Source organism: Kineococcus radiotolerans SRS30216 = ATCC BAA-149, from assembly GCF_000017305.1.
GTDB classification, from domain to species: domain Bacteria; phylum Actinomycetota; class Actinomycetes; order Actinomycetales; family Kineococcaceae; genus Kineococcus; species Kineococcus radiotolerans.
Map to the genome: position 1 here is coordinate 3,141,992 of NC_009664.2, position 25,930 is coordinate 3,167,921.

The window sequence follows — 25,930 nt, forward strand, 5'->3', positions numbered from 1 at the left end:
CAGCGCGGTCGGACCGTAGAGTGAGGGTGGCCAGGCCGCACCGCCCGCACCACCCGTCCCGTCCCCGAGACTGGCCACCCCACGAGTGATCACCTTCGAGCACGTCAGCAAGGTCTACGGCGAGGGGCACCGCCCCGCGCTCGCCGAGGTGACCCTGCAGATCGACAAGGGCGACTTCGTCTTCCTCGTCGGTCCCTCCGGGTCGGGCAAGTCGACGTTCCTGCGCCTGGTCCTCAAGGAGGAGAAGGCCAGCGGCGGGTCGGTCCAGGTCGCCGGGCGCGACGTCGGCCGGCTGCGCAGCTGGAAGGTGCCGGCCCTGCGCCGCCAGATCGGCGTCGTCTTCCAGGACTTCCGGCTGCTGGCCGACAAGAGCGTCTACGAGAACGTCGCCTTCGCGCTGCAGGTGCTGGGCAAGCCGCGCCACGTCATCGCCCAGACCGTGCCCGAGACACTGGCCCTGGTCGGGTTGCAGGGCAAGGAGAAGCGCCGCCCGCACGAGCTGTCCGGGGGTGAGCAGCAGCGGGTGGCGATCGCGCGCGCCTTCGTCAACCGGCCTGCGCTGCTGCTGGCCGACGAGCCCACCGGCAACCTCGACCCCGAGACCAGCGTGGGGATCATGAAGCTGCTCGACCGCATCAACCGCACCGGGACGACCATCGTCATGGCCACCCACGACGACGACATCGTCGACCAGATGCGCAAGCGCGTCGTGGAGCTGCGCGACGGCCGCGTCGTGCGCGACGAGGACCGCGGCGTGTACGGGTCGGGTCGCTGATGCGGATCGGCTTCGTCCTCGGGGAGATGTTCGCCGGGTTGCGCCGCAACCTCACGATGACCCTGTCGGTCGTGCTCGTGACGATGGTGTCGCTGTTCTTCTTCGGCGCCGGCCTCCTGGTGCAGAAGCAGGCGGACATCCTCAAGGGCGAGTGGTACGACCGCGTGCAGGTGTCGATCTTCATGTGCGGCGACGAGTCGCTCGCGGAGAACTGCCCCGGCGGGGCCGTCACCGACGCCCAGCGCGACGCCCTGCGCACCGCGCTGACCAACGACCCGCTGGTGGACCAGGTCTTCTACGAGTCCAAGCAGGACGCGTTCGAGAACTTCAAGGAGACGACGTCCCCGACGATCTCGGACAAGGTCACGCCCGACCAGCTGCCCGAGTCCTTCCGGGTCAAGCTGAAGGAGCCCTCGCGCTACCTGGAGCTGAGCGCCGCGTACGTGGACGACCCTGGCGTCGAGGAGATCCCCGACCAGCGCGCGATCCTGCAGCCGCTCTTCACGGTGCTCGACACCGCGACGCGGGTCTCGCTGGGCCTGGCCGCCCTCATGCTGCTGTGCTCGATGATGCTCGTCTCCACCACCATCCGGCTGACGGCGTTCAGCCGCCGGCGCGAGACGACGATCATGCGGCTGGTGGGGGCCTCGCGCGCCCTGATCCAGCTGCCCTTCGTCCTCGAGGGCGTCGTGGCCAGCTTCGTCGGCGGTCTCCTGGCCTCGGGGGCGCTGTGGGCGATGGTCAACTTCGGGGTCTCCCGGTTGCAGTCCCGCCCGGGCTTCACGACCCGGCTCATCTCCACGCAGGACGTGCTCACCGAGACCGGCCCGGTCATCGTCGTCGTGGGCGTGGTCTTCGCGGTCATCGCCTCCCTCTTCTCCCTGCGGCGCTGGCTGAAGGTCTGAGCGCCCGCGGCGGAACCACCGCGCGGACCGGGGGCCCGGGCGCCTAGACTCGAGGGTCGGAGTTCGAGGATCAGGGGGACCAGGTGCCGCGCGAGACCGGTCGCAAGGTGATCGCCAGCAACCGCAAGGCGCGCCACGACTACTTCATCGACGACGTCTACGAGGCGGGCGTCAGCCTGATGGGCACCGAGGTCAAGGCCCTGCGCATGGGCCGCGCCTCGCTGGTGGACGGCTTCGCCCACATCGACCGGGGCGAGATGTGGCTGGAGGGGGTCCACATCCCCGAGTACGTCCAGGGGACCTGGACCAACCACACGCCGCGCCGCAAGCGGAAGCTGCTGCTGCACCGCGAGGAGATCGACCGCTGGGCCGGGAAGGTCCGCGAGTCGGGGCTGACGATCGTCCCGCTGGCGCTGTACTTCCTCGACGGCCGGGTCAAGGTCGAGATCGGCCTGGCGCGGGGCAAGAAGAACTACGACAAGCGCCACGCGCTGCGCGAGCGCCAGGACCGGCGCGAGGCCGACCGCGCGATGTCGGAGCGCAAGGACCGCTGACCGGCGGGAATGCGCACGACACCGGCGCCGTTGAGGGGTAAGCTGGACGCACAACTGAACATGGGGATGACAGGTTTCGACGTTGGTCGTCGAGCCAGGGGAAGCGGGTCGAGGATGCATGGTCATCTCGTCAACGATCCATGCAAACCAATAGGTGCCGATTCCAAGCGCACCGAGTTCGCCCTCGCCGCCTGAGCGAGCGCGACTCTGTCAGCCCGGGTGAGCTCCCGCCCCGGGTCCTGGCATCGACTAGGGGGCTCACCTCTCACCGAGGTCGCGTAGGTGAGAGGGACAATCAACGCGGCTGGGCCCGGCGATGACATGCCTGTATGAGCATCGGGGCCGAGCAGACCGCTGAACAGGATGCACCCGGAGAAGCCCTGGTACCACGCTGACGGACGCGGGTTCGATTCCCGCCATCTCCACTCCACCGCCGCGCGGCGGGACGAGCCCCCGGGCCCGTCCCGCGCGGCACCACGAGAGCGCCCCCGCGGCAGGCACACGCCTGCCGCGGGGGCGCTCTCGTGCTCCGGGCCTACGCCCGCGGTCGGACGGCCCGCGCCGGACCTCCGCCCGCGCTCCGACGCGCTCGGCCCCGTCCGGGCACGAGGCTCGGGGCATGGACATCCTCACCGCCCGGGGTCTGGTCATGACCTACGGGAGCACCCGCGCCCTCGACGGCGTCGACGTCACCGTGCGGGCCGGCGAGTCGGTCGCCGTGATGGGCCCCTCGGGGTCGGGCAAGACGACGCTGCTGCACGTCCTGGCCGGGGTGCTGCGCCCCACCTCCGGCACGGTCGACCTCGCCGGGACCGACCTGGTCGCGCTGAGCGACGCGCAGCGCACCCGGCTGCGCCGCGACGACTTCGGCTTCGTCTTCCAGTCCGGGCAGCTGCTGGCCGAGCTGCCCGCCGACGAGAACGCCGCCCTGCCCCTCCTGCTGGCCGGGCGCCCGCGGGCGGCCGCCACGGCGCGCGCCCGGGAGCTGCTGGCCCGGCTGGGGCTCGCGGGGATGGAGCGCCGCCGCCCGGGGGAGCTGTCGGGCGGGCAGGCCCAGCGGGTCGCCATCGCCCGGGCGCTGGTCGGCTCGCCCTCGGTCGTCTTCGCCGACGAGCCCACCGGCGCCCTGGACCAGGCCACCGGCCGCGAGGTCCTGGACCTGCTCACCTCCGCCGCCCGGGCCGGCGGGGCCGCCCTCGTCGTCGTCACCCACGACCCCGGCGTGGCCCGCTGGTGCGACCGGACCCTGGCCATGCGCGACGGCCGCGTCGTCGGCGAGTTCCGCGCTCCCGCCCCGCAGCACCAGGTGCCCCTCCCGTGAGCGGCGCCCTGCGCACCTGGTGGTCCCTGGTGCGGCACACCCACGGTCGCGGCGGCCGGTTGCCGACGGTGCTCGCGGTCACCGCCTTCGCCGTCACGACGTGGTCGGTGCTGACGGTGGCGGGCGGGGTGCAGGCCTTCGCCGCCCGGGCGCAGCTGCCGGGCGCGGGCCCCGACGCCGAGACCTACCCGCTGCTGTCCTGGGTCTCCGTCGCCCTGCTCCTGGTGCCGACCGCGACCCTCGGCGCGGCGGCGGCGCGGCTCACCGTCGCCCGGCGCGACGAGCGGCTGGCCCGGCTGCGGCTGGCGGGGGCGACGAGCACCCAGATCGGGGTGGTGGCCCTGCTCGACGCGGCCGTCCAGGCCGTCGCCGGGGCCGGCCTCGGGGTGGTCCTCGACCTCGTGGCGCTGCCGGCGGTGGCCCGGCTGCGGTTCCAGGGCCGCGCCTTCGAGGTGGCCGAGCTCCGGCTGGGGGCGGGGCCGGTGCTGGGGACCGTCGCCGCGGTGCTGCTGGTCGCGCTGGTCTCCTCCGCGGTGAGCCTGCGGCGGGTCGCGATCACCCCGCTCGGCGTCGCGCAGCGCCTGCCGCAGCGGGGGCTGAGCTGGGCCCGCGTCGTGCCCGTGCTGGTGCTCGGGGTGGGCTTCGTCGCGGCCTTCAACGCCGGCAGCCTCGTGTTCGGGGCCGGCGTGGTCGTCGGCGCGCTGGTCCTGGTGGGCTTCCTGGCCGGGGCGTTCGCGGTGTTCAACCTCGTCGGCCCGCTGCTCGTCTCGCTGCTGGGGCGGGTGCTGAGCGCCCGGGCGCGCAGCGTCCCGACGCTGCTGGCGGCCCGGCGGATGAGCGAGGACCCGAAGAGCACCTGGCGCAGCGTGGGCGGGGTCTCGCTGGTGACCTTCGTCGCCGGGTGCCTCAGCGTGACGCCCGGGCTGACCGCGGGCGCCCCCGCCGGTGGGGAGGCGCAGCTGATGAGCGACATCGGCACCGGCGCCGCGGTCACCCTGGTCATCGCCGCGGTGCTGGCGGCGGTCTCCACGGGCGTCACCCAGGCCTCGCGGGTGCTGGACTCCCGCGACCGCTACCGGACGCTGCACCTGTCGGGCACCGACGTCGCCGTCCTGCACGCCGCCCGCTCGCGGGAGACGTGGATCCCGCTGGTGGTCACGATGGGCGGGGCCGCGGCCCTGGCGCTGCTGATCGTCTCCCCGGTGCTGGGGCTGCTGGGGTCGGCGCCGGTGGGGGTGCTGTGGTTCGTCGCCTGCGCGGGGGCGGGCGCGGGTCTCGTCCTGCTCGCGGCGCGGGCCAGCCGGCCGCTGGTGGAGGCCGCCGCGGCCGGGGACGCGACCGGGATCCCGTCTCGCTGAGTCAGACCCCGACACGCAGCGTCGCGCGGTGTGCGCCGACTCGGGGAGTTTCCCGCATCCGCTGCGGCAGAAGGGCTCACCCCTCGTACGGTCGTTCGACACCGGTTCAGCCCGAGCCGGTGGGACGGGGGGAGTGCTGTGCAGGACGCCGACTACCGGCGCCTGGTGGAGGACTCTCCGCTGGCCACCCTGCTGGTCCACCCCACCGCCGGGGGGTGGAGGACGACGTGGGCGAACACCGCCGCCGTCGAGCTCCTCGCCCACCCCGGGCTCGAGCAGCCGGCCGGGGTCGCGCTGAGCGACCTGCTCCACCCCGACGACCTCGCCGGGGCCGTCGCGGTCCTCGACCGCGGGCTCACCGGGGACCGCACGGCCTTCGAGTGGCGGTTCGTCCGCCCCGACGGGACGACCGTGACGGTCGAGGTGCTGATGGGCCCCGCCGGCCCGCTCGCCGCCGGCGACGGGACCCTGGGCCTGGCCTGCTGGGACGTCAGCCGGCACGTCGCGCGCACCCGCGACCTCGCCCACCGCGCCACCCACGACCCGCTGACGGGCCTGCCCGACCGCGGTCTGCTCGAGGACCGCTGGGTGCGGGCGCGCTCCCGGGCCCGCCGCACCGGGTCGGTCCCGGTCGTGGCCTTCTGCGACGTCGACGGCCTCAAGGACCTCAACGACGCCCACGGGCACCTCGCCGGCGACGCCGCCCTCGTCCGGATCGCCGAACGGCTCTCCGGCGCCTCCCGCGCGGAGGACACCGTCGCCCGCTTCGGCGGCGACGAGTTCGTGGTCCTCGCCGAGAGCGCCCCCGACGTCGAACCGCAGGCCCTGGCCCAGCGGCTGCGCGAGGCCGTCGCCGACGTCCCGGTCGAGCTGCCGGACGGCTCGACGCTGCGGGTCTCCTGCAGCGTCGGCCTGGTGGTCGACGACCCGGCGGCGAGCCCCGCCGAGGTGCTCGCCCGGGCGGACCGGCACATGTACGAGGACAAGCGCCGCCGCCGCTCCTGACCCGCCGCTGCGACCCGCCGGCCCCGCCCCGGCACCGCACCGACCCGTCCCGCCCCGTCCCCGGGGCGGCGCGTAGCGTGCCCGGGTGGCGAAACTGCTGGAACCCCTCACCCTGCGCGGCACCACCTTCGCGAACCGCATCTGGGCCTCGCCCACGTGCCAGTACTCCTGCGACCCCGACCTCGCCCCCGGCGTCCCCACCGACTGGCACCTCGTGCACCTGGGCGGCCTGGCCGTGGGCGGCTGCGGGCTCGTCCTCACCGAGGCCGCGGCCGTGGTCCCCGAGGGGCGGATCACCCCCCAGGACGCCGGGCTGTGGAACGAGGAGCAGACCCGGGCCTGGACGCGCGTCGTCGACTTCGCGCACTCCCAGGGCGTCGCGATCGGCGTCCAGCTGGCCCACGCCGGGCGCAAGGCCAGCACCCACCGCCCCTGGGCGGAGCAGCAGGGCAGCGTCCCGCCCGCCGAGGGCGGCTGGGAGACCGTCGGCCCCAGCGCCCTCGCCTTCGGCGACCACGCCGTGCCGACCGCCCTGGACGAGGCCGGCCTGGAGCGCGTCGTGACGGCCTTCGCCGACGCCGCCCGCCGGGCCGAGACCGCCGGCTTCGACGTCGTGGAGCTGCACGCCGCCCACGGCTACCTGCTGCACCAGTTCCTCTCCCCGCTGTCCAACCACCGCACCGACGGCTACGGCGGGGACCTCGCCGGCCGCTCGCGGCTGCTGCTGGAGGTCCTCGACGCCGTGCGCGCGGTGTGGCCGCGGGACAAGCCGGTCCTCGTGCGCCTGTCCACCTCCGACTGGGTCGAGGGGGGCTGGGACGTGGCGGAGTCGGTCGAGCTCACCCGCGAGCTCGCCGCCCGCGGGGCCGACCTCGTCGACGCCAGCTCCGGCGGCAACGACCCGCGGCAGCGGATCCCCGTCGGACCCGGGTACCAGGTGCCCGCCGCGGCCCGGATCCGGCGCGAGACCGGGGTCCCCGTCGCCGCGGTCGGGCTCATCCTCGAACCGGCGCAGGCCGAGCAGGTGCTGGTCAGCGGGGACGCCGACGCGGTGTTCCTGGCCCGCCCGCTGCTGGCCGACCCGCGCTGGCCGCAGCGGGCGGCGCAGGCCCTGCACGCCCCCGAGGCCGTGGCCTGGCCCCCGCAGTACGTCCGCGCCACCCGCGCGCCCGTCCCGCACGTCTCCCCGCGTCAGGCGCGACGAGGAGCGGACGGGACGCCATGATGGGGGCGTGAGCAGCCCGGAGCAGCCCCCCACGTCGTCGACCCTCGCGGGCCGGCTGCTGCTGGCCACCCCGGCGCTGACCGACGAGAACTTCGCCCGCTCCGTCGTCCTGGTGCTCAACCACGACGAGGACGGCGCGCTCGGGGTGGTCGTGAACCGCCCGCTGGACGTCGACGTGGAGAGCGTCCTGCCGGGCTGGCAGCCGTTCGCGACCGCCCCGGGAAAGCTCTTCCAGGGCGGCCCGGTCGCGCTGGACTCCGCGCTCGGGCTGGTCGCGGTGCCCGGTGACGAACCGGACCCGGTGGGGGTGCGGCGGGTGTTCGGCTCGGTGGGCCTGGGGTCCGTCGGCCTGGTCGACCTCGACACCCCGCCCGAGGCGGTGGTGGCGCAGCTGTCGGGGCTGCGGATCTTCGCCGGCTACGCGGGCTGGAGCGCCGCGCAGCTGGAGGCGGAGATCGCCGAGGGGGCCTGGTTCGTCGTGCCCGCCGAGGCGCGCGACCCCTTCAGCGACACCCCCCGGGAGCTGTGGGGGCAGGTGCTGCGCCGCCAGGGCGGGGACCTGGCGCTGGTCGCCAGCTTCCCGCAGGACGTCTCGATGAACTGACGCGCGTACCATCCTGCGCATGAGTGGCCGCCTGAGCTCGCCGACCGACGACCCGTTCCGCGTCCAGCCGGAGCAGTCGCCGGCGTCCACCCCCTCGCGCACCGCCGTCCTCGACCGCGAGGAGCAGGCCGAGGAGAAGGTCGAACCCGGCGACCACGAGCGCTTCGCGCACTACGTCAAGAAGGAGAAGATCATGGAGTCCGCCCTCTCGGGCGACCCCGTGATCGCGCTCTGCGGCAAGGTGTGGGTGCCCGGCCGCGACCCCAAGCGGTTCCCGGTCTGCCCGACCTGCAAGGAGATCTACGAGACGCTGTCCGGCAAGGGCGGGGACGACAAGGACTGACGGGTCCCGCCCGCCGGGCGGGGCCCCGGCGCGTCGCCGCGCCGGAGCACCCCCGGGCCTCGTCTACGGTGGACGGACCGATGAGCACCACCGAACGCGAACCCCAGCCGGCCCCGGCCGCCACCCCTGGTGTCCCCGCCGCCCGCCCGCTGCGGGCGTGGCAGGACGCGGCCCTGGAGCGATACTTCGACCCCGAGCGGGACGAGCCAGCCGACTTCCTCGTCACCGCGACGCCGGGCGCGGGCAAGACGACCTTCGCCCTCGCCCTGGCCCGGCGGCTGCTGGACACCCGCCGGGTGGACCGGGTCGTCGTCGTCGCCCCCACCGACCACCTGCGCACCCAGTGGGCCGAGGCCGCCCACCGCGCCGGGATCGAGCTGGACCCGACGATGACCAACGCCGTCGGCCCGGTCCGCGCCGACGTCAAGGGCTACGTCACCACCTACGCCCAGGTCGCCGGGCACCCGATGCTGCACCGGGCCCGGGCCACCGCGAAGCGCTCCCTGGTGGTCATGGACGAGATCCACCACGCCGGGGACGGCCTGTCCTGGGGCGACGCGGTCTTCGAGGCCTTCGCCGACGCCCGCCGCCGGCTGTCGCTGACCGGGACCCCGTTCCGCACCAAGGCCGACGAGCGCATCCCGTTCGTCCAGTACGTCGACGACGACTCCCCGGAGTCCGAGGGCGGTCTGCGCAGCGCCGCGGACTTCACCTACGGCTACAAGGAGGCGCTGGCCGACGGCGTGGTCCGCCCGGTGGTGTTCGCCGCCTACACCGGCGTCTCGCGGTGGCGGAACTCCGCCGGCGAGGTCGTCGCGGCGTCCCTGACCGACGCCACCACGAAGGCGGTGGAGTCGCTGGCCTGGAAGACCGCGCTGGACCCGCGCGGGGACTGGGTGCCGCACGTCATCGCTGCCATGGACGAGCGCCTGGACCACCTGCGCGAGCACGGCATGCACGACGCCGCCGGGCTGGTGCTGGCCTCGGACCAGGAGGACGCGCGCGCCTACGCCAAGATCGTGCAGCGGGTCACGGGGGAGAAGCCCGCGCTGATCCTGTCCGACGACCCCAAGGCCTCGCAGCGGATCTCCGACTTCGCCGCCGGGGACCAGCGGTTCGCGGTCTGCGTCCGGATGATCTCCGAGGGCGTCGACGTGCCGCGGGCGGCGTGCCTGGCCTGGATGACGTCCTACCGGACCCCGCTGTTCTTCGCCCAGGCCGTCGGCCGCGTCGTGCGCTCGCGCGTCCCGGGGGAGTCCGCGACGGTCTTCCTGCCCGCGGTCCGGCCGCTGCTGACCCTCGCCGCGGAGATGGAGACCGACCGCAACCACGTCATCCCCCCGCCGCCGTCGGTGTCCTCCGACGAGGTCGACGAGGGCGGTCTGGACCTGCTGCCCCCGCCCGAGCGCGAACCGGGCGGTCCCAAGGAGTACGAGGCGCTGGAGGCGCAGGCGGAGTTCGCCCACGTCCTGCACGGCGGCAAGGCCCTCACCGGGGGGGCCCTGCCGCAGGTCAGCGTCGACGAGCAGGACTACCTCGGCCTGCCCGGGCTGCTCTCCCCCGAGCAGACCGCGGCCCTGCTCTCGCAGCGCGACGCGGAGATCCGCAGGCGCACCGCGACCCCGCGCGCGGTGGAGGACGTGGTCGAGGTCGCCGAACCCGAGCAGGAGGACGCCACCTGGCACACCGCCGCGCTGCTGCGCAAGGAGATCCACGGCCTCGTGGGGCGCGTCGCCGCGGGCCGGGCGATGCCCCACGCCAGCGTCTACTCCAAGCTGCGCGCCGCCGTCCCCGGCCCGCCCTCGGCCTCGGCGCCGGTGGACGTGCTGCGCCGTCGGCGCGATCACCTGCTGTCCATGGTCTAGGTTGCTGAGGTGCCCGAGATCGTCCAGCGGACCATGGTCCGCGCACCCCTCGCCGAGGTGTTCGACGTGTCCCTCGACCTCGACGTCGAGCGCGTCGCGGGGAAGCGGTTCAAGGTGCGGGCCGTCGAGGGCGCCGGGCGCACCAGCGGGCGGATCGGGCTGCACGAGGAGGTGCGGTGGCGGTTGCGCCTGTGGGGTTTCCCGGTGACGCACACCTCCCGCATCGTGGAGCTGGACCGGCCCCACCGCTTCGTCGACGAGATGTCCTCCGGGGCGTTCGCGCGGTTCCGGCACGAGCACTCCTACGAGCCCGAGGGCCCGCAGATGACGATCATGACCGACCGGATGGCGTGGCGTTCGCCCTGGGGGCTGCTGGGCCGCGTCGCCGACGTGCTGTTCGTGCGCCGCACCCTGCACCAGCTGCTGGCCGACCGGAACTCCGAGATCGTCCGCCGCTTCAGCTGAGGAACCGCGCGCGACCCCCACCCGTTGGACGGGACATGGGATTCCTCGACTCGCTGAAGAACAAGGGTGCGCTCGCGGGCGACCAGCTCAAGACCAGGGTCGGTCAGTTCAAGACCAAGGACTTCGCCGAGGCCAGCATGGCGACGTGCGCCCTCATCGCCGCGGCCGACGGCAGCATCGACCCCGAGGAGCGCCAGAAGACCGCGGCGTTCATCGCCAGCAACGACGTGCTGTCGGTGTTCAACGCGGGGCAGCTGCGGGAGTCCTTCGACAAGTGGTGCACCAAGCTGACCTCCGACTACGACTTCGGCAAGATCGAGGCGCTGCAGGCGGTCGGGAAGCTGCGCAGCAAGCCCGAGCAGGCCCGCGCGGTCGTGCAGGTGGGCATCGTCATCGGCGGCGCCGACGGCGACTTCGACCCCAACGAGAAGCGCGCCGTGCGCGAGGTCTGCCAGTCCGCGGGCATCGACCCCTCCGAGTTCGGCGTCGCCTGAACCTGGCACCCTTGTCGACCATGAGCACGCCCGCCGGGTGGTACCCGGACCCCTCCGCCCCCAGCGCGACGCACGACCCCGCGGGGGTGCAGCTGCGCTGGTGGGACGGGGGGCGGTGGACCGAGCACGTCCACCGGAACACCCCCGGCCCCTCGCTGACGAAGGCGCCGCACCCCGGTTCCCGCCCCGCGGTGCCGCACGACCCCTACGCCGCGCAGCACGACCCCTACGGGGCGCCGCGGCCCGCGTACCCGCCGTCGCAGTACCCCCTGCCCGGGGTGAAGGCCATCGCCACCCCCGACGGGCAGGCCCTGGGCGGGCTCGGGGCGCGCCTGCTGGCCCGGATCGTCGACCTCCTGCTCACGACGCTCATCGCCGTCGCCGCGGGCTGGTCCTCGCTGCGGACGATGAGCACCCTCTACGCGGAGGCGCTGGAGGGGGTCAGCCGCACCGGGGACACCTCCGCGGTCTTCGCCCTCCTGGAGAACGCCGGCTTCGCCGCGGCGTCGCAGACGTGGACGCTGGTGCTGCTCGCCGTCAGCGCTGCCTACACGATCCTCACCGTCCGCTTCGCCGGGGCCACGCCGGGCAAGCTGCTGCTGCGCCTGCGGGTGCGCGACTGGGAACGGCCCGGGCTGCCGAGCTGGGGTCAGGCGATCGTGCGGTGGCTGGGCAGCGACCTGCTCGGGCAGCTGCTGATCCTCTGGTACCTCCTGGACTTCCTCTGGCCGTGCTGGGACCAGCGCCGCCAGGCCCTGCACGACAAGATGGGCCGCACCGTCGTCGTGAAGCGCTAACCCGCCACGACCGGCTCCCCGACGAGGGCGACGCCCGCGCGGCGCAGCTGCGCCAGCGCGGGCTCCACCGTGGCCGCCGAGATCCCGGCCGTCAGCCCCAGCAGCACCGTCGTGCGGAAGCCCGCCGCCACCGCGTCCAGCGCCGTCGCCCGCACGCAGTGGTCGGTGGCGATCCCCACGACGTGGACCTCCTCGACGTCGTGGGCCCGCAACCAGTCCGCGAGGCCGGTGTCGAGCTCCCCGCCCTGCTCGTCGACGCGGCTGGTGGTGCCCTCGAAGCCGGAGTAGGCGGCGGCGTACTGGCCCTTGCGGAACACCGCCTCGATCCGGCGGGTCTCCAGCGCGTCGTGCAGCAGCGCCCCGTAGCTGCCGGCGCGGCAGTGCGGGGGCCAGCTGTCGACGAAGTCGGGCTCGTCGGAGAAGTGCGGGCCGGGGTCGATGTGGAAGTCCTGGGTCGCGACCACGTGGTCGTAGCCGATGCCGCGCTCGAAGGGCCCGGTGGGGGAGGCGCCCCGGGCGATGAGCTGCGTGATGCCGGCGGCGACCTCGTCGCCGCCGGCCACGGCCAGCGACCCGCCGGGGCAGAAGTCGTTCTGCACGTCCACCACGACCAGGGCGCGGGTCACCGCCGCACCGCCCGGTCGGCGTCGAGCACGGTCGTGGGGATGGCCGGGTCGCCCTTGGAGAGGGCCAGGCCGTCCCAGGGCAGCGTCACCAGCGCGCGCCGCAGGTGCTCGCGCGAGGCCTCCAGGTCCGGCAGGCCTGCGACGCGCTCGCCGTCGCGCACGAAGGGGACCTGCAGCGGCCGGTCGTTCGGCTCGCGCGGCGGGGTGAACCCGACCCCCAGGACCTCGTCGGTGGCCGTCCCGGTGGGCCGGTGCCGGCGGACGGCGGTCTTCCGCCCGCCCTGGGTGACCTTCGACGTCGAGCGCTTCGCGACCGGGCGGCCCTCGACCTCGACGAGCTTGTAGACCAGGCCCGCGGTGGGGGCCCCGGACCCGGTGACCAGCGAGGTCCCCACGCCGTAGCCGTCGACGGGGGCCGCGGCCAGCGCGGCGAGGGCGTACTCGTCGAGGTCCCCGGAGACGACGATGCGCGTGGAGGTCGCGCCCAGGGAGTCCAGCTGCTCGCGGGCCTGGACGGCGAGGACCGACAGGTCCCCGGAGTCGATGCGCACCGCGCCCAGCTGCGGGCCGGCGACCTCGATGGCCGTCGCGATCCCGGCGGTGATGTCGTAGGTGTCCACCAGCAGCGTCGTGCCGACCCCCAGCGCCGCGACCTGCGCGGCGAAGGCCTCCGCCTCGGTGTCGTGCAGCAGGGTGAACGCGTGCGCGGAGGTCCCCGAGGTCGGGATCCCGTAGGTGGCGCCCGCCTGCAGGTTCGACGTGGAGGTGAACCCGGCCAGGTAGGCCGCGCGCGAGGCGGCCACCGCGGCCCGCTCGTGGGTGCGCCGCGAGCCCATCTCGATGATCGGGCGGTCCCCGGCCGAGCGGGCCATCCGGGCCGCGGCCGCGGCGATGGCGCAGTCGTGGTTGAGGATCGAGAGCACCACCGTCTCCAGCACCACGGCCTCGGCGAAGGTGCCGGTCACGGTGAGGATGGGGGAGCCGGGGAACCACAGCTCGCCCTCGGCGTAGCCCTCGATCGAGCCGCGGAAGCGGTAGCCGGCCAGCCACTCCAGCGTCGGCTCGTCCAGCACCCCGCGCAGCCCCGCCAGCACGTCGGGGTCGAACGTGAAGTCCCGCACGGCGTCCAGCACGCGCTCGGTGCCGGCCACCACCCCGTAGCGGCGCCCCTCGGGCAGCCGGCGGCCGAACACCTCGAACGTGCAGGCCCGCTCGCCCGTCCCGTCCGAGAGCGCGGCCTGCAGCATCGTGAGCTCGTAGTGGTCGGTCAGCAGAGCTGTACTCACCATGCCGGGAATCTAGCGACCGCGCGGCTGCCTAGACTGCTCGGGTGCCCGTCGTCCTGACCGCTCCCACCGAGCTCGAGCGTCCGGAGACCGACCTCACCACCGTCCCGGACACGCCCTGGGTCACCCTCGTCTGGAACGACCCGGTGAACCTCATGTCCTACGTGGCCTACGTCTTCCGCACCCACTTCGGCTACTCCCAGGCCAAGGCGGACGCGCTGATGCTCGACGTGCACCAGAAGGGGCGCGCCGCGGTGAGCGCGGGCAGCCGCGAGGCCATGGAGCGCGACGTCGAGGCCATGCACGGCTACGGGCTGTGGGCCACCCTGCAGAAGGACGAGTGAGGCGCCGCGTGGCGACGTTCCGCCGGACCCGCAACGGCCACTTCTCCCTCACCCTGCACGCCGCCGAGGCCGACCTGCTGGCCTCGCTGGCGCGCGAGGTCCTGGAGCTCCTCGAGGTCCCCGCCGCCGCGCCGCCGCGGCCGGTGGACCCGCTGCAGGCCGAGCTCGGGCTCAGCGACCTCCCCGGCTTCGACACCCCCCTCGACGACCTCGCCGGCGACGGGCCGGTGGCCCCGCCCGAGGACGAGGTCCTGCGGCGGCTGCTGCCCGACGCCTACGGCGACGACCCCGACGCCTCGGCCGACTTCCGCCGCTTCACCGAGCGCGGCCTGCGCGAGCGCAAGGCGGCCGCGGCCAGCGGCCTGCTCGCCGGCCTCGCCCCCGTCGAGGGCCAGGGCGGACGGGTCCAGCTCGACGCCGACGGCGCCCGCACCTGGCTGGCCGCGCTCAACGACATCCGCCTCGCCCTGGGCACCCGCCTGGGGGTCAGCGAGGACGCCGACCCCGACGCCGACCTCGCCGAGGACGACCCCGCGCGCTGGGCGTGGGCGGTCTACGACTTCACCACCCACCTGCAGGAGACCCTCGTGAGGTCGCTGTCGTGAGCCCGGCCCGACCCGACGCCGACCTGCCCATCGGCATCTTCGACTCCGGGGTGGGCGGGCTCACCGTCGCCCGCGCCGTGCTGGACCAGCTGCCCCACGAGGCGGTCCACTACGTCGGCGACACCGCGCACGCCCCCTACGGGCCCAAGCCGATCGCCGAGGTGCGCCGCCTGGCCCTCGACGTCCTGGACCGGCTCGTGGAGTCGGGGGTGAAGATGCTGGTCATCGCCTGCAACTCCGCCTCGGCGGCGATGCTGCGCGACGCCCGCGAGCGCTACGACGTGCCCGTGGTGGAGGTCATCCAGCCCGCCGTCCGCCGGGCGGTGCGCGCCACCCGCAACGGGCGGGTCGGGGTCATCGGGACCCGCGCGACGATCTCCTCCCGCGCCTACGAGGACGCCTTCGCCGCCGCTCCGCACCTGGCCCTCACCACCGCCGCCTGCCCGGCGTTCGTGGAGTTCGTCGAGCGCGGGGTCACCAGCGGCCCGGAGCTGCTGACCGCCGCCCGCGGCTACCTCGCCCCCGCGATCGCCGCCGACGTCGACACCCTCGTCCTGGGCTGCACGCACTACCCGCTGCTCATGGCCGTGCTGCGCAGCGTCGTCGGGGACGACGTGACCCTCGTCTCCAGCGCCGAGGAGACCGCCTTCGACGTCTACCGCGAGCTCGCCGCCCGCGAGCTGCTGCGCCCCGACGACCGCCCCGAGCCGCGGCACCGGTTCACCTCCACCGGCGACTCGGCCGCGTTCCGCCACCTGGCCCGGCGCTTCCTGGGCCCGCAGCTGGGCCCGCAGCTCGTCGACGTCGACGAGACGGGACCGCTGTACCTGGGCGCCCTAGGGTGAGGGCGTGACCACCCCGACCCCCGCCCCCGCCCGCGCCGACGGCCGCGCCGTCGACGAGCTGCGCCCGGTGACCATCACCCGGAACTGGCTCGACCACGCCGAGGGCAGCGTCCTCGTGGAGTTCGGCCGCACCCGCGTCCTGTGCGCCGCGTCCTTCACCGAGGGCGTCCCGCGCTGGCGCAAGGGCTCCGGGCAGGGCTGGGTGACCGCCGAGTACGCCATGCTGCCGCGCGCCACGAACACCCGCGGCGACCGCGAGTCGGTCAAGGGGAAGATCGGCGGGCGCACCCACGAGATCTCCCGCCTCATCGGCCGCAGCCTGCGCGCCGTCGTCGACACCAAGCAGCTGGGCGAGAACACGATCGTCCTGGACTGCGACGTCCTGCAGGCCGACGGCGGCACCCGCACCGCGGCGGTCACCGGGGCCTACGTGGCGCTCGCGGACGCGATCTCCTGGGCGCGCGGCCAGGGCATCGTCAAGGCCTCGCGCCAGCCGCTGACCGGCTCGGTCTCCGCGATCAGCGTGGGCGTCGTCGACGGCGTCCCCGTCCTGGACCTGCCTTACGTCGAGGACGTGCGCGCCGAGACCGACATGAACGTCGTCGTCACCGGCGACGGCCGGTTCGTGGAGGTCCAGGGCACCGCCGAGGGGACGCCCTTCGACCGCGCCGAGCTCGACGCGCTGCTCGACCTCGCCGTCGGCGGCTGCGCGCGCCTGGCCGCGCTCCAGGCGGAGGCGCTGGCCCGGTGAGCGCGACGACGCCGCAGCGGGTCGTGCTGGCCACCCGCAACGCCCACAAGGTGGGGGAGCTGCGGGCGGTGCTCGCCCCGCTGCTGCCCGACGTGGAGGTCCTCACGGTCGACGCGTTCGAGGGGGTCCCCGAGGTCGCCGAGACGGAGGTCACCTTCGCCGGCAACGCCCTGCTGAAGGCGCGCGCGGTCGCCGCGGCGACGGGCGTGCCCGCGATCGCGGACGACTCGGGGATCAGCGTGGACGTCCTCGGCGGGGCGCCGGGGATCTTCTCGGCCCGCTGGGCCGGCCGCCACGGCGACGACGCGGCGAACCTCGAGCTCCTGCTCGCCCAGATCGCCGACGTCCCCGCCGAGCACCGCGGCGGGGCGTTCGTGTGCGCGGCGGCCCTGGCCCTGCCGGGGGGGACCTCCGCGGTCCGCACCGGGGAGCTGCGCGGCACGATCGCCACCGCCCCCGGCGGGAGCGGCGGGTTCGGCTACGACCCGGTCTTCGTGCCCGCCGGCGCCGGGCGGACCCTCGCCGAGCACAGCGCCGAGGAGAAGAACGCGATCAGCCACCGCGGGGCGGCGTTCCGCGCCCTGGCCCCGCTGGTCGTGCAGGCGCTGCGCGACGGGACGCTCGTCCCACCCATCCACGGCTGAGCCGGCTCCGAAGAAGAGGGTGTGAGGACAGCCACGCACACGGGGGAGAACGCACCGGCCGACGCTCCGGAGGGGAAGCGTCGGGGGACCGGTGCGCTCTCGGGCGTCCTGAGCGCGGGACTGACGCTCGGCGTGGGGCAGCTGGTCGCGGGGATCGTCTCCCCGTCGGCCGCGCCCCTCGTCGTCGTCGGGGCCGCGGTGGTGGACCGCGTCCCCGCCGGGCTGAAGGACTTCGCGATCCGGACCTTCGGCGCCCACGACAAGGTGGTGCTGCTGGCGACGATCGCGGTCCTGGTCACCCTGCTCGCCGCGCTGGCGGGGGTGCTGGCGCGGCGCCGCCTCGCCGTCGGCGTCGGGCTCGTCGGCGCCCTCGGGCTCGTCGGCGTGCTCGCCGCCGCCACCCGCCCCGACGCGACCCCGCTGTCCCCGCTGCCCTCGGTCCTGGGGGCGGGGGCGGGGGCCTACGCCCTCACCGTCCTGACCCGCCGTCTCGCCGGGCCCGCGCTGCGCGCCGCCGGGGGGCCGCGGCGCCGGGCGGTCCTGCTGGGCGGCACGGCGGTGGCCGCGGCCGCGACGGGCGGGGCGGGGCAGCTGCTGGTGACCACCCGCAGCGCCGAGGACTCGCGCGCCGGGGTCGTCCTGCCCGCGCCCGCCGACCCCGCCCCGCCGCTGCCCGCCGGCCTCGACCCGGCCGACGCGCTGGCCAGCGGGCTGACCACGTACGCCACCAGGACCGCGGACTTCTACCGCGTCGACACCGCCCTCGTCGTCCCCGACGTGCGGGCCGAGGACTGGTCGCTGCGGGTGCACGGCCTCGTCGACCGCGAGCTCACCCTGAGCTTCGACGACGTGCTCGCGATGCCGCTGCGGGAGCGCTGGATCACCCTGACCTGCGTCAGCAACGAGGTCGGCGGGAGCTACGTCGGCACCGCGCGGTGGCTGGGGTACCCGCTGGCCGAGCTGCTGGAACGGGCCGGGGTCCGGGCCGGCGCCGACATGCTCTACGCCACGAGCACCGACGGGTTCACCCTGTCCACCCCGCTGGCCGAGGCCACCGACGGCCGTGACGCGATGCTCGTGGTGGGCATGAACGGGGAACCGTTGCCGCGCGAGCACGGCTTCCCGGTGCGCCTGGTCGTCCCCGGGCTGTACGGCTACGTCTCGGCGTGCAAGTGGGTCACCGACCTCGAGGTCACCCGCTTCGCGGACAAGACCGCCTACTGGACCGACCGCGGCTGGGCGGCGAAGGGCCCGATCAAGACGGCCTCGCGCATCGACGTGCCGCGGTCCTTCGCGAAGCTGCGCGCCGGGCGGGTCCCGGTCGCCGGGGTCGCCTGGGCCCAGCACCGCGGGATCAGCGCCGTCGAGGTCCGCGTCGACGAGGGGGAGTGGCGGCCGGCGAAGGTCCTGCCCTCCGCCTCCGAGGACACCTGGTGCCAGTGGGTCTACGACTGGGACGCCTCCGAGCCGGGGAACCACACCGTCCAGGTCCGCGCCGTCGACGGGACGGGCGAACCGCAGACCGACGTCGTCGCCGCCCCCATCCCCGACGGCTCCAGCGGGTACGACTCGGTGTCCGTCACCGTCGAGTAGGACCCCCGCGCCCGCGCACCCCCGGTCAGGAACCTCCTGGCCGGGGGTTTCGCCGTCCCCGCGGGTCGTCGCGACGAGTTCCCGCGAAGACTTGCGGTGCAGACCAATCCATTCGCGCCGCGGGTTCGAATCCCTGGTGTTCGACCGGCCGGGCACCTCGCCCGGAACACCACAGGAGGAAACCCGTGAAGCTCATGCAGACCCGCCGCGCTGGAACCCTCATGGCCATCGCCGCCACCGCCACGTTCGGTCTCGCGGCCTGCGGCGGCGGCTCGGACACCGCGTCCTCGGACACGACGTCCTCGAGCAGTTCCAGCAGCACCACCTCGAGCTCGCCGTCGATGACCAGCTCCAGCCCCTCGATGGCCGCCATGTCCGGGCCCGTCGGCCCCGGCTGCGCGGACTACGCCGCGGCCAACGCCTCCGGTCCCGCGTCGGTCGACGGCATGGCCGCGGACCCGCTGGCCACCGCCGCGAGCAACAACCCGCTGCTGAAGACCCTCACCGCGGCCGTCTCCGGCCAGCTCAACCCGCAGGTGAACCTGGTCAACGACCTCAACGGCGGGGAGTTCACCGTCTTCGCCCCCGTCGACGACGCCTTCGCGAAGATCGACCCGGCCACGATCGAGGGCCTCAAGACCGACAGCGCCACGCTGCAGAAGATCCTCACCTACCACGTCGTGCAGGGCCGGATCGCCCCCGACCAGCTCGCCGGCACCCACGCCACCCTCGAGGGCGGCGACGTCACCGTGGCCGGGACCCCGGAGGCGCTGACCGTCAACGGCAGCACCAACGTCATCTGCGGCGGGGTCTCCACGGCCAACGCGACGGTCTACCTGGTGGACTCCGTCCTCATGCCGCCGGCCTGAGACCGGTCCGAGGTGAGCCCGGGTGTGCCCACCCTGGTCCGGGGTGGCACAGTGACCGCGATGTCGACCTCGAGCCCACGGGACGCCGCGGAGACCAGCGCTGAATCCGCGCTGGTCGCCGCGGCCCGTGGCGACCAGGCCGCCTTCGCGGCGTTCTACGACGCCACCGCCGCGGCCGCGCACGGCACGGTCCTGCGCGTCCTGCGCGACCCGGCCCAGTCCGAGGAGGTCGTCCAGGAGGTGTTCCTGGAGGCGTGGCGCACCGCGGCCCGCTTCGACCCGGCCCGCGGCAGCGCCCGGGCGTGGGTGGTGACCATGGCGCACCGGCGGGCGGTGGACCGGGTCCGCGCGGCGCAGGCCAGCGCGAACCGCGACGAGAAGGTCGGCGTGCGCGAGCTCCCGCCCTACGACAGCGTCAGCGAGGAGGTGCAGGTGCTGCTCGAGCAGGACGAGGTGCGCCGCGCGCTCACCTCCCTCACCCCGCTGCAGCGCGAGGCCATCGACCTCGCCTACTACGGCGGACGGACCCACCGGCAGATCGCCGACGACCTCGCGGTGCCGCTGGGTACCGTGAAGACGAGGCTGCGCGACGGCCTCATCAGACTGCGGGACGCGATGGGGGTGGTGTCGGCGTGAACCCCCTCGACGAGAACTCCCGCGACCGCTCCCACGACCACCGCCCCACCCCTTCGGAGGACCCCTTGCTCGCCGCCGCCTGGGCGCTCGACGCGCTCGACGACGACGAGCGCGCCGCCTACGAGGAACGCCTGCGCACCCGCCCCGAGGAGCGGGCCGACGCCGACGCGCTGCGCGAGACCGCCGCCCGGCTCGGCGCGGCCGTGCCCGTCGAGCCCCCCGCCCGGCTGCGCGCGGGGATCCTCGCCGCCCTGGCCACCACCGCGCAGGAACCCCCGGGACAGGAACTCCCCGCGCAGGAACCCCCCGCGCAGGAACCCCCGGGACAGGAACCCCCCGCGCAGGAACCCTCCGCGCAGGAACCCCCCGCGGTCACCGACCTCGGCGCAGCCCGGGCCGCCCGGCGGGACCGGACGCGTCGTCCCGCCCGCTGGAGCGTCCTCGTCGCCGCCGCCGGGCTCGTCGTCGCGGCGGCCGGCATCGGCGTCGGTGTCGGCGCGGGACCCGACGACCCGCCGGTCGTCAGCGCCCAGGAGGCCGCGCGCCAGGAGGTCGCGGACCTCCTCGCCGCCCCCGGGGCCCGGGTCTCCACCGTCACGGCCAGCGACGGCGGTACGGCCACGCTCGTCCGCGCCGACGGCCGCCTGGGCGTCCTGACGACGGGTCTGCCCGCCGCCGGCGCCGGGCGGGACTACCAGCTCTGGCTGGCCAGCGGCGAGGCCGTGTCCTCCGCCGGGATGCTCGGCGTGGGAGCGGGGGGAACGGCGGCGACGGTGGTGGAGGTCGGGGACTCCGACGGGGTCGGGATCTCCGTCGAACCCGCCGGGGGCTCGCCGCAGCCCACCACGACCCCCGTGGTGTTCACCGCCCTGCCCGCCTGAGGTCCGGCCGCCGCCGGACCGACCGTGCGGGAGACGGGACTCGAACCCGCACGCCCGGAGGCACAGGAACCTAAATCCTGCGTGGCTGCCAGTTACACCACTCCCGCTCGCGGGCCCAGCGTACGGGCACTCACGCGTCCAGGCCGAGGTCCCTGCGCAGCTTCGCGACGTGGCCCTTCGCGCGCACGTTGTACTGCGCGAGCTCCACCGTCCCCCCGGGTCCCACCACGACGGTGGAGCGCACGACGCCCACCGAGGTGCGCCCGTAGTTCGTCTTCTCCCCCCACGCCCCGTACGCCTCCAGCACCGCGTGGTCGGGGTCGGACAGCAGCGGGAAGGTGATCCCGTCGCGCTCGGCGAACCGCGCCAGCTTCGCCACCGGGTCCCTCGAGATCCCCACCACCCGGTGGCCCGAGGCGTTCAGCGCGTCCAGGGAGTCGCGGAAGTCGCAGGCCTGCGTCGTGCAGCCGGGGGTCATCGCCGCGGGGTAGAAGTACACGACGACGCGCCCGCCCTGCGCCAGCAGACCCTCCAGCGAGACGGTCGAACCGTCGTGGGCGGGCAGCGCGAAGCCGGGAGCGCGGTCACCGGGGGAGAGTCGGGCGGTCATGCCGGGACGATAACGACCGGGCCGGGCGCGTGCCCCGCCGGGAGAGCGGGCCCGGGCTCCGGTACGGTTCCGGGGACGCTGGACCAGGACGACCCACGACGACGCAGGACGAGCACAGGAGGTGGCCGTGGCGGCCAGCGACGGCAAGGCCGAGATCACGACGACCGACCCCCGGGCCCTGGAGCGCGAGGTCGAGGCGCGGCGTGCCCACCTCGCCGGCACCATCGACGAGCTCACGTCGCGGCTGGCCCCGACCGCCCTGAAGGACCGCTCGGTGGCGACGGTGCGCGCCAAGGTGAACGGCTTCGCCTACGACCACCGGGGCGGGCTGCGCGTCGAGCGCGTCGCCGCGGTCGGGGTGGCCGTCCTGGGCGTCGCGACGGTCCTCGTCGTCCGCGCGGTGCGCAAGCGCCGCTGACCCCCCGCGGAAGCACCTCCCGCCGCGCCCCCGGACCCGCCTCGGGTCCGGGGGCGCTACGGTTCCCGCCGTGACACCCCCCACCGACCCCACGACGCCCCCCGCGGACCGGCTGCCCGTGCGGATGCTGCACGACCGCGTCCTCGTCCTCCCCGACGACGCCGCGGAGCGCAAGTCCTCCGCCGGCATCCTCATCCCGGCCACCGCCGCCGTCGGCAAGCGGCTCTCCTGGGCGCTGGTCGTCGCCGTGGGGCCCCACGTCCGGCAGGTCGAGCAGGGGGATCGGGTCCTCTTCGACCCCGAGGAGAAGGCCGAGGTCGAGCTGCACGGCAAGGGGTACACCCTGCTGCGCGAACGCGACCTGCACGCCGTCGCCGCCCCGGGCGTCGAGGACGGCGGCACCGGGTTGTACCTCTGAACCGCTACTCGCCGCTCGACGTCGCGGGGCCGCTGCCCCTGGACATGGTCCGCGCCGTCCCCGCCATCGTGCGGGCCCCGCACCTGTTCCTCGCCGAGGTCACCCGCCGCCACGGCCCCGTCGCGGCGATCCCGTTGCCGCGCACGCCCGTCCTCGTCCTCGCCGACCCCGACGGGGTCCGCCGGGTCCTCGTCGAGAACGCCCGCGGCTACGGCAAGGCGACGATCCAGTACTCGGCGCTGGCGACGGTCACCGGCCCCGGGCTGCTCGCCGGCGACGGGGAGGTCTGGAAGCAGCACCGCCGCACCGTCCAGCCCGCCTTCCACCACGGCAGCCTCGAGGACGTCGCCGCCCACGCCGTGCACGCCGCGCGGGGGCTGGTCGCCGAGGCCGACGCCCTGCCCCCGGGCACCCCGCTGGAGGTGCTCGGCGCGACCTCCCGCGCCGGTCTGGAGGTCGTCGGGCACACCCTGGCCGCGGCCGACCTCTCCGGGGACGCCCCGCTGCTCGTCGAGGCCGTCGGGCGGGCCCTCGAACTCGTCGTCCGCCGCGCCGCGAGCCCCGTCCCCGCGGCCTGGCCGACCCCCGCCCGGCGGCGGCTGGCCCGCGAGGTCGCGGTGATCGACGAGGTCTGCGCCCGCATCGTCGCGACGCGGCGCGCCCGCCCGCTCGAGGACCCCCGCGACGTCGTCGGGCTGATGCTGGCCGCCGGGATGGACGACCGGCAGGTCCGCGACGAGCTCGTCACCTTCGTCGTCGCCGGGCACGAGACCGTCGCGTCCTCCCTCACCTGGACCCTGGACCTGCTGGCCCGCGCCCCCTCCGTCCTGGCCCGGGTCCACGCCGAGCTCGCCGGCGCCCTCGGGGGGCGCGAGCCCGGCTGGGACGACCTGGGGAAGCTGCCGCTGCTGCGGGCCGTCGTGGACGAGTCGCTGCGCCTCTACCCCCCGGCGTGGGTGGTGACCCGCCAGGCCCTCGCCGACGACGTCGTCGCGGGCGTCGCGGTCCCCGCGGGGACGCTGGTCATCGTCTGCACGTGGGGGCTGCACCGCGACCCCGCGCTGTGGGAGGCGCCGGAGGAGTTCCGCCCGGACCGCTTCCTCGACGCCCCCCGCCCGGCGGCGGGCAGCTACGTCCCCTTCGGGGCGGGACCGCGGTTGTGCATCGGGCGCGACCTCGCCCTCGTCGAGGAGGTCCTGGTCCTGGCGACGCTGCTGTGCGAGCGCACCGTGCGGCCCGCCGGCCCGGCGCCGCGCGTCGATGCGCTGGTGACGCTGCGCCCGCGCGGGGGGCTGCCGCTGCACGTGGAGCGTCTGGCACCCTCGGCGTCGTGAACGAGAGCCGCCCCGCCAGCCGCAAGGAGACCTTCGTCTTCGCCGCCTCCGACGGCGTGCCCCCGCAGGTCGGCCCGTTCGCGCACGCGACCCGCCTCGGCGACCTGGTCTTCCTCACCGGCCAGATGCCCACCGACCCCGCCACCGGGGAGCTGGTGGGCGGCGGGATCGTCGAGCAGGCCGAGCAGGTCCGCGCGAACCTCGCCGCCGTCCTCGCGGGGTTCGACCTCACCCTCGACGACGCCCTGCAGGTCCGCGTCTACCTGCGGCACTTCGACGAGCACTTCGAGGCGTTCAACGAGCGCTACCGGACGTGGTTCGCCGGGCCGCTGCCCGCCCGCACGACGATCGGGGTCACCGGGCTCGCCGTGGGCGCCCTCGTGGAGGTCGACGTCACCGCGGGCCGGTGACGGCGCCTGCTCCGGACGGGTGGTCCCGGGGCCCGGGGGCTCGAGCCCGGCCCCCGGCCGGTCGATGGACCGGGGACGGCCGACGGCCGTGGTCACGAGATCGAGGAGGATCCATCGTGAAACCGCTCCAGCAGGTCCTGCGGGACCTCGAGTTCGCCGCGGGCCAGGGCACGCTCACGCCCTCGTTCCTGGACTGCTACGCCCGCCGCCACGGCGAGAAGGTCCTCGCCCTCTACGCCCTCGCCGCCCACCACGGCCTGCCCGTCGCCGACGAGGACGGCCGCAACGACCACCTCGCACCGCCGCGGGAGTGGCGCTCCTCGGTAGACCTCGGGGCCGTGGAGCGCGAGCTCGACGCCCGCAGCGCCGCCGTCGTCCGCGAGGTCCACGACGCCGCCGACGACGGGCGCCCCGCGGTGCTGCGCAAGCGCGACCGGCGCGGCTCCCACCCGCTCACCACGACCGGCGGCTGAGGGGCGGTCTCAGGGCATCTCCACCGTCTCGGCCCGGCGGACCTCCGCCAGGGCCGCGTCGATCCGCCGCCGCAGCGGGGGACCCGCCGAGGCGCCCCCGGCCGCCACGAGGTCGTGGACCAGCAGCAGGGAGTGCTGCAGGACCAGCGCGTGGCCCAGCCGGGGGACCTCCTCGGGGTCCGGGTGCTCCCCGAGCGCCGCGGTGAGGACCAGGACGAGGATCCGGGCGTCCAGCGCCGGGAACCAGCCCGCCGCCCGCGCCGTCCGCGCCACCGCCTCCCGCAGGTCGTCGGCGTCCAGGCCGTCGGGGTGGCGCTCCTCCAGCCCCTGCCGCAGCACCCAGCCCAGCACGGTCCGGGCCTGGTCGGCGTCGAAGCCGGCCAGCTCCGCACCGGCGCCGTCGAAGTCCTCGGCGTCCGCGCGGGCGACGGCGTCCACGGCGCGGGTGAGCAGGCGGGTCAGCAGGGCGGGGTCGGCCGGGGAGGGGGTCACCGGGCCATCCTCTCCCGCCCTGCCCGGGCGCGGCCGGTCCTACGCTTCCGGGGTGTCCCTCGACCGCGTCCCCGACCTGACCTCGCTGCGGCTGTTCGTCGCCGTCGTCGAGACCGGGTCGATCGGGGCGGGCGCGCGCAGCGTGGGGATCACCCAGCAGTCGGCCTCGGACCGGTTGCGCGGCGTCGAGGCCCAGGTCGGGGCGGCGCTGCTGCGCCGCAGCCGCCAGGGGTCGGTGCCCACCGAGGCGGGCGTCGTCCTCGCGGGGTGGGCGGCCCGGCTGCTGGACGCCGCGGCCGAGGTCGCCGAGGGCATCGCCACCCTGCGCGCCGGCAGCGCCGCCCGCCTGCGGGTCGCGTCCAGCATGACGATCGCGGAGCACCTCGTGCCGCGGTGGCTGCTGGTGCTGCGCCAGCGGGCGACCTCCGCCGGTGCCGTCCCGCCCGCGGTGGAGCTCACCGCCACCAACAGCGTCCACGTCCTGGCCGCCGTCGAGCGCGGCGACGTCGACCTGGGGTTCGTCGAGGGCCCGAGCGTGCCCCGGGGTCTGCGCAGCCGCCCGCTGGCCGAGGACCACCTGGTGGTGGTCGTCGCCCCCGGCCACCCCTGGACCCGCCGCCGGCGCCCGGTGACGCCGCAGGAGCTCGCCGCGACGGCGCTGGTCTCGCGCGAGGCCGGGTCGGGGACCCGCGAGGTCCTGGAGAACGCCCTCGCCGCCGCGGGTCTGCGCGCGGGGCCGCCCGCGGTGGAGCTCACCACCGCGACGAGCGTGCGCGAGGCCGTCCGGGCGGGCACGGGGGTCGCCGTCCTCAGCCGCCTCGCCGTCACCGACGACCTCGACGCGGGCCGGCTGCGGGCCGTCCCCGTCGAGGGCCTCGACCTCGGCCGCACGCTGCGCGCGGTGTGGGCCGGGCCCGCCCGGCTGCCGCCCGGTCCCGCCCGCGACCTGCTGGGCGTGGCGGCGGCGGAACGCTGAGGGGCGGG

General features: G+C 75.4%; 32 protein-coding genes, 1 tRNA gene and 1 other RNA gene. 29 read left to right on the forward strand and 5 right to left on the reverse strand.

What is annotated here, in order from left to right; translation table 11 throughout:
• Positions 1-85: 85 nt before the first annotated feature.
• From ftsE to KRAD_RS15075, 14 genes are all read left to right on the forward strand, one after another.
• Positions 86-775: a cell division ATP-binding protein FtsE gene (gene ftsE / locus KRAD_RS15015; protein ID WP_012086474.1), complete on the forward strand. Its 690-nt coding sequence runs from the start codon at positions 86-88 to the stop codon at positions 773-775.
• Positions 775-1,680, forward strand: a complete 906-nt coding sequence (gene ftsX, locus KRAD_RS15020) for a permease-like cell division protein FtsX (protein WP_012086475.1) — start codon at positions 775-777, stop codon at positions 1,678-1,680. The genes ftsE and ftsX overlap by 1 nt, the downstream gene beginning before the upstream one ends.
• A gap of 83 nt (positions 1,681-1,763) precedes the next feature.
• Positions 1,764-2,234 carry an SsrA-binding protein SmpB gene (smpB, locus tag KRAD_RS15025; protein WP_012086476.1) on the forward strand — a complete coding sequence of 157 codons (471 nt, stop codon included), beginning with the start codon at positions 1,764-1,766 and terminating at the stop codon, positions 2,232-2,234.
• Positions 2,235-2,296: 62 nt separating this feature from the next.
• Positions 2,297-2,662: a transfer-messenger RNA gene (ssrA, locus tag KRAD_RS25140) on the forward strand.
• A gap of 191 nt (positions 2,663-2,853) precedes the next feature.
• Positions 2,854-3,555 (forward strand): ABC transporter ATP-binding protein, encoded by a 702-nt coding sequence (locus tag KRAD_RS15030; protein WP_012086477.1) that lies wholly within the window; start codon positions 2,854-2,856, stop codon positions 3,553-3,555.
• Positions 3,552-4,913: a hypothetical protein gene (locus KRAD_RS15035; protein WP_012086479.1), complete on the forward strand. Its 1,362-nt coding sequence runs from the start codon at positions 3,552-3,554 to the stop codon at positions 4,911-4,913. The genes KRAD_RS15030 and KRAD_RS15035 overlap by 4 nt, the downstream gene beginning before the upstream one ends.
• Before the next feature lie 138 nt (positions 4,914-5,051).
• Positions 5,052-5,918 carry a GGDEF domain-containing protein gene (locus KRAD_RS24470; protein ID WP_012086480.1) on the forward strand — a complete coding sequence of 289 codons (867 nt, stop codon included), beginning with the start codon at positions 5,052-5,054 and terminating at the stop codon, positions 5,916-5,918.
• A gap of 85 nt (positions 5,919-6,003) precedes the next feature.
• Positions 6,004-7,143 carry an NADH:flavin oxidoreductase/NADH oxidase gene (locus tag KRAD_RS15045; RefSeq protein ID WP_012086481.1) on the forward strand — a complete coding sequence of 380 codons (1,140 nt, stop codon included), beginning with the start codon at positions 6,004-6,006 and terminating at the stop codon, positions 7,141-7,143.
• Between the two features lie 7 nt (positions 7,144-7,150).
• Positions 7,151-7,747: a YqgE/AlgH family protein gene (locus KRAD_RS15050; RefSeq protein WP_012086482.1), complete on the forward strand. Its 597-nt coding sequence runs from the start codon at positions 7,151-7,153 to the stop codon at positions 7,745-7,747.
• Between the two features lie 19 nt (positions 7,748-7,766).
• Entirely contained in the window at positions 7,767-8,090 is a 324-nt protein-coding gene (locus tag KRAD_RS15055) for a DUF3039 domain-containing protein (protein ID WP_012086483.1), read from the forward strand.
• A gap of 80 nt (positions 8,091-8,170) precedes the next feature.
• Positions 8,171-9,955 carry a DEAD/DEAH box helicase gene (locus tag KRAD_RS15060; RefSeq protein ID WP_012086484.1) on the forward strand — a complete coding sequence of 595 codons (1,785 nt, stop codon included), beginning with the start codon at positions 8,171-8,173 and terminating at the stop codon, positions 9,953-9,955.
• Positions 9,956-9,964: 9 nt separating this feature from the next.
• Positions 9,965-10,420 (forward strand): SRPBCC family protein, encoded by a 456-nt coding sequence (locus tag KRAD_RS15065; RefSeq protein ID WP_012086485.1) that lies wholly within the window; start codon positions 9,965-9,967, stop codon positions 10,418-10,420.
• Positions 10,421-10,455: 35 nt separating this feature from the next.
• The gene (locus KRAD_RS15070) at positions 10,456-10,914 is read left to right on the forward strand and encodes a tellurite resistance TerB family protein (protein ID WP_012086486.1); all 459 of its coding nucleotides are present in this window, start codon (positions 10,456-10,458) and stop codon (positions 10,912-10,914) included.
• A gap of 20 nt (positions 10,915-10,934) precedes the next feature.
• A complete protein-coding gene (locus tag KRAD_RS15075) occupies positions 10,935-11,711 on the forward strand; it encodes an RDD family protein (RefSeq protein ID WP_012086487.1) in 777 nt (258 codons plus the stop codon).
• On the opposite strand, the gene KRAD_RS15080 is transcribed toward KRAD_RS15075, so the two are convergent.
• Complete coding sequence (locus KRAD_RS15080; RefSeq protein ID WP_012086488.1) at positions 11,708-12,337, reverse strand: nicotinamidase; 630 nt, start codon at positions 12,335-12,337, stop codon at positions 11,708-11,710. The two genes, KRAD_RS15075 and KRAD_RS15080, sit on opposite strands and share 4 nt — an antisense overlap.
• Positions 12,334-13,626: a nicotinate phosphoribosyltransferase gene (locus KRAD_RS15085; protein WP_012086489.1), complete on the reverse strand. Its 1,293-nt coding sequence runs from the start codon at positions 13,624-13,626 to the stop codon at positions 12,334-12,336. The genes KRAD_RS15080 and KRAD_RS15085 overlap by 4 nt, the downstream gene beginning before the upstream one ends.
• 41 nt (positions 13,627-13,667) lie before the next feature.
• On the opposite strand from KRAD_RS15085, the gene clpS reads away from it, so the two are divergent.
• From clpS to KRAD_RS15130, 9 genes are all read left to right on the forward strand, one after another.
• Positions 13,668-13,967: an ATP-dependent Clp protease adapter ClpS gene (gene clpS / locus KRAD_RS15090; protein ID WP_012086491.1), complete on the forward strand. Its 300-nt coding sequence runs from the start codon at positions 13,668-13,670 to the stop codon at positions 13,965-13,967.
• Positions 13,964-14,572 carry a DUF2017 domain-containing protein gene (locus KRAD_RS15095; protein ID WP_203417580.1) on the forward strand — a complete coding sequence of 203 codons (609 nt, stop codon included), beginning with the start codon at positions 13,964-13,966 and terminating at the stop codon, positions 14,570-14,572. The genes clpS and KRAD_RS15095 overlap by 4 nt, the downstream gene beginning before the upstream one ends.
• A complete protein-coding gene (gene murI, locus KRAD_RS15100) occupies positions 14,569-15,417 on the forward strand; it encodes a glutamate racemase (protein WP_012086494.1) in 849 nt (282 codons plus the stop codon). The genes KRAD_RS15095 and murI overlap by 4 nt, the downstream gene beginning before the upstream one ends.
• A gap of 4 nt (positions 15,418-15,421) precedes the next feature.
• Positions 15,422-16,168 (forward strand): ribonuclease PH, encoded by a 747-nt coding sequence (gene rph, locus KRAD_RS15105; RefSeq protein WP_012086495.1) that lies wholly within the window; start codon positions 15,422-15,424, stop codon positions 16,166-16,168.
• Positions 16,165-16,812 (forward strand): RdgB/HAM1 family non-canonical purine NTP pyrophosphatase, encoded by a 648-nt coding sequence (gene rdgB, locus KRAD_RS15110; RefSeq protein WP_012086496.1) that lies wholly within the window; start codon positions 16,165-16,167, stop codon positions 16,810-16,812. Before rph ends, rdgB begins: the two co-directional genes overlap by 4 nt.
• A gap of 21 nt (positions 16,813-16,833) precedes the next feature.
• Positions 16,834-18,405, forward strand: a complete 1,572-nt coding sequence (locus KRAD_RS15115) for a molybdopterin-dependent oxidoreductase (RefSeq protein WP_012086497.1) — start codon at positions 16,834-16,836, stop codon at positions 18,403-18,405.
• Positions 18,406-18,599: 194 nt separating this feature from the next.
• Positions 18,600-19,274, forward strand: coding sequence for a fasciclin domain-containing protein (locus KRAD_RS15120; RefSeq protein ID WP_041293300.1), 675 nt, complete (start codon positions 18,600-18,602; stop codon positions 19,272-19,274).
• A 60-nt stretch (positions 19,275-19,334) separates the two neighbouring features.
• Positions 19,335-19,910: an ECF RNA polymerase sigma factor SigK gene (gene sigK / locus KRAD_RS15125; protein WP_041293301.1), complete on the forward strand. Its 576-nt coding sequence runs from the start codon at positions 19,335-19,337 to the stop codon at positions 19,908-19,910.
• A complete protein-coding gene (locus KRAD_RS15130; RefSeq protein WP_012086500.1) occupies positions 19,907-20,791 on the forward strand; it encodes an anti-sigma factor in 885 nt (294 codons plus the stop codon). Before sigK ends, KRAD_RS15130 begins: the two co-directional genes overlap by 4 nt.
• Before the next feature lie 25 nt (positions 20,792-20,816).
• Here the strand turns inward: KRAD_RS15130 and KRAD_RS15135 are convergent.
• Positions 20,817-20,898: transfer RNA gene (locus tag KRAD_RS15135), tRNA-Leu, on the reverse strand.
• Between the two features lie 23 nt (positions 20,899-20,921).
• Entirely contained in the window at positions 20,922-21,401 is a 480-nt protein-coding gene (bcp, locus tag KRAD_RS15140; protein WP_012086501.1) for a thioredoxin-dependent thiol peroxidase, read from the reverse strand.
• A gap of 127 nt (positions 21,402-21,528) precedes the next feature.
• Here bcp and KRAD_RS15145 point away from each other — a divergent pair, with 127 nt between their 5' ends.
• From KRAD_RS15145 to KRAD_RS15165, 5 genes are all read left to right on the forward strand, one after another.
• Positions 21,529-21,819, forward strand: coding sequence for a DUF3618 domain-containing protein (locus KRAD_RS15145; RefSeq protein WP_157873613.1), 291 nt, complete (start codon positions 21,529-21,531; stop codon positions 21,817-21,819).
• 124 nt (positions 21,820-21,943) lie between these two features.
• Complete coding sequence (locus KRAD_RS15150; RefSeq protein WP_049821504.1) at positions 21,944-22,237, forward strand: GroES family chaperonin; 294 nt, start codon at positions 21,944-21,946, stop codon at positions 22,235-22,237.
• 44 nt (positions 22,238-22,281) lie between these two features.
• Complete coding sequence (locus KRAD_RS15155; RefSeq protein ID WP_012086504.1) at positions 22,282-23,571, forward strand: cytochrome P450; 1,290 nt, start codon at positions 22,282-22,284, stop codon at positions 23,569-23,571.
• On the forward strand, positions 23,568-23,981 hold the full coding sequence (locus tag KRAD_RS15160) for a RidA family protein (RefSeq protein ID WP_012086505.1): 414 nt from the start codon (positions 23,568-23,570) through the stop codon (positions 23,979-23,981). The genes KRAD_RS15155 and KRAD_RS15160 overlap by 4 nt, the downstream gene beginning before the upstream one ends.
• 116 nt (positions 23,982-24,097) lie before the next feature.
• Positions 24,098-24,454: a hypothetical protein gene (locus tag KRAD_RS15165; RefSeq protein ID WP_012086506.1), complete on the forward strand. Its 357-nt coding sequence runs from the start codon at positions 24,098-24,100 to the stop codon at positions 24,452-24,454.
• Positions 24,455-24,463: 9 nt separating this feature from the next.
• Here KRAD_RS15165 and KRAD_RS15170 read toward each other — a convergent pair whose 3' ends face one another.
• On the reverse strand, positions 24,464-24,946 hold the full coding sequence (locus tag KRAD_RS15170; RefSeq protein ID WP_012086507.1) for a hypothetical protein: 483 nt from the start codon (positions 24,944-24,946) through the stop codon (positions 24,464-24,466).
• A 52-nt stretch (positions 24,947-24,998) separates the two neighbouring features.
• Between KRAD_RS15170 and KRAD_RS15175 the strand changes: the two genes are divergently transcribed.
• Complete coding sequence (locus KRAD_RS15175; protein WP_012086508.1) at positions 24,999-25,922, forward strand: LysR family transcriptional regulator; 924 nt, start codon at positions 24,999-25,001, stop codon at positions 25,920-25,922.
• Positions 25,923-25,930 lie beyond the last annotated feature (8 nt).

What these genes read in the sequence shown, in the direction of transcription:
- sigK (WP_041293301.1), top strand. Translation starts at nt 19,335, where the DNA reads ATGTCGACCTCGAGCCCACGGGACGCCGCGGAGACCAGCGCTGAATCC.
- KRAD_RS15155 (WP_012086504.1), top strand. Translation starts at nt 22,282, where the DNA reads ATGGTCCGCGCCGTCCCCGCCATCGTGCGGGCCCCGCACCTGTTCCTC.
- KRAD_RS15030 (WP_012086477.1), top strand. Translation starts at nt 2,854, where the DNA reads ATGGACATCCTCACCGCCCGGGGTCTGGTCATGACCTACGGGAGCACC.
- KRAD_RS15075 (WP_012086487.1), top strand. Translation starts at nt 10,935, where the DNA reads ATGAGCACGCCCGCCGGGTGGTACCCGGACCCCTCCGCCCCCAGCGCG.
- KRAD_RS15120 (WP_041293300.1), top strand. Translation starts at nt 18,600, where the DNA reads ATGCAGACCCGCCGCGCTGGAACCCTCATGGCCATCGCCGCCACCGCC.
- KRAD_RS15060 (WP_012086484.1), top strand. Translation starts at nt 8,171, where the DNA reads ATGAGCACCACCGAACGCGAACCCCAGCCGGCCCCGGCCGCCACCCCT.
- KRAD_RS15070 (WP_012086486.1), top strand. Translation starts at nt 10,456, where the DNA reads ATGGGATTCCTCGACTCGCTGAAGAACAAGGGTGCGCTCGCGGGCGAC.
- ftsX (WP_012086475.1), top strand. Translation starts at nt 775, where the DNA reads ATGCGGATCGGCTTCGTCCTCGGGGAGATGTTCGCCGGGTTGCGCCGC.
- KRAD_RS15150 (WP_049821504.1), top strand. Translation starts at nt 21,944, where the DNA reads ATGCTGCACGACCGCGTCCTCGTCCTCCCCGACGACGCCGCGGAGCGC.
- bcp (WP_012086501.1), bottom strand. Translation starts at nt 21,401, where the DNA reads ATGACCGCCCGACTCTCCCCCGGTGACCGCGCTCCCGGCTTCGCGCTG.
- KRAD_RS15055 (WP_012086483.1), top strand. Translation starts at nt 7,767, where the DNA reads ATGAGTGGCCGCCTGAGCTCGCCGACCGACGACCCGTTCCGCGTCCAG.
- KRAD_RS15085 (WP_012086489.1), bottom strand. Translation starts at nt 13,626, where the DNA reads ATGGTGAGTACAGCTCTGCTGACCGACCACTACGAGCTCACGATGCTG.